Below are 1419 nucleotides of genomic sequence, written 5' to 3'. Positions count from 1 at the left end.
TTCGACCGTCAAACTTCCTTTTTGAAACTTGATCATAATTCAACGTACCTTTTCTTCGTGTAATCAACGACAAAAGCACCTTTGATATTCATGTTTTCAAGAAACTTCTTTGCATCATCTATATCGCTAAACTCACCAACGCAATAACGCTTCCATAAGCCGTGAGTGTAGGAATACACTTTGCCATAGTTGCCTTTCAGATAATTTAGGTAATCTGACGGAATGACTTTATAGGTTGCTAATACTTGAATTCGATAAATTGACGGCGCTTTAGGACGTAAGTTTTGCGGGTCTAATACTGAGCGCGCTACGTACTTTGGTTTCAAATCGACAGATTTCGTATCCATTTCCATATTTTTCTTTTCCTTTGACTTCGCGACCTGTTTGGGTGGAACTTTTGTATCTATTTTTTTATTCAGAGGTTTAACGCTCTTCATGAGCTTTTTCAGTTTGACTCGTGCGTCTTGCTCGCTACTGTCGTGTTTCAAAACCTCCAACGCCACATCCGGACGATTCGACCGAGTCGACGCCAAAAGGAGATTTGAACGTACCTTTTCATCATTTGGATTGGCAGCAAACAAGCCATAGAGCAGCTCCATCGCGGGCTCTGGTCTGCCTTGCAACATCATCACTACTGCAATATTGTTGTTTGCCTCACGGTCTGATGCGCCATTCTTCTTACTGTCATTGAAGTGAGAAATTGCACCGTCGTAGTCTTTTTTACGCGCAAGTATTTTGCCTTTTAGAAGGTAGTAATCACCCTCTGGACCGCCATTATCTAAATACTCTTCTAAGTAACGTTCACTCGCATCGTAATTGGATTTTAAATATTCGAGCTTAGCTAAGATATAAATAATATCTGGGTCTTTAAGATCCTTTTTCTCTAGAGTATTTATGTATAACTCAGCAGATTTTTGGTCTTTATTATCCAAATATAAATTGATCAGTTTTATCTTATAACTCGGGACTTCGACTAAGTTCGCTTTATAAAATTCAATAAGCTGTTCAGTTTGACCAGAGTTAGTCAGTAATTTTTCTTTTGTTACTAATTCTTGATTAATAGTTGAACAACCACTTAAAAAAAGTAACACCAAAAGAGAGAAATAGTTTTTTATATTCATTATCCTAGCATCCTCATTATCCCTGGCGCTGCGATTAGAACAACAATAGGAATCATGATAAAAGCGATCATTGGGATCGACATTTTTGCCCCCATCTTGCCGATTTTCTCTTCCAGTTCGAGCATGTTTATTTCTCGAATATCAGAAGCAAGAGAGGCTAATACCGCACCCACGGATGACCCGTACTTTAAGCTTTGAGTAAGCGTCATGAAGAAGCTTTGTGCTTCCGTCGTTGGGACTAAGTCGTAAAACTCGGTGAGAGCTCGGTCTAACCCAACAATTTTGGCCCGTTCTGACG

The 1419-nt window shown here is 39.4% G+C and carries 2 protein-coding genes; both read right to left on the bottom strand.

Going from position 1 to position 1419, the window contains the following annotated elements; translation table 11 throughout:
* Positions 1-32: 32 nt before the first annotated feature.
* The gene (locus R7O12_RS24790; RefSeq protein WP_005454318.1) at positions 33-1121 is read right to left on the bottom strand and encodes a tetratricopeptide repeat protein; all 1089 of its coding nucleotides are present in this window, start codon (positions 1119-1121) and stop codon (positions 33-35) included.
* Positions 1121-1419: type II secretion system F family protein (locus R7O12_RS24785; RefSeq protein ID WP_318126707.1), on the bottom strand; the 299-nt coding region annotated here is incomplete at its 5' end. The genes R7O12_RS24785 and R7O12_RS24790, both read right to left, overlap by 1 nt.

This window comes from Vibrio sp. Vb1574, assembly GCF_033338675.1.
Note: the sequence above shows the minus strand (reverse complement) of the source record. Positions and strands in the feature narration are given on the sequence as shown.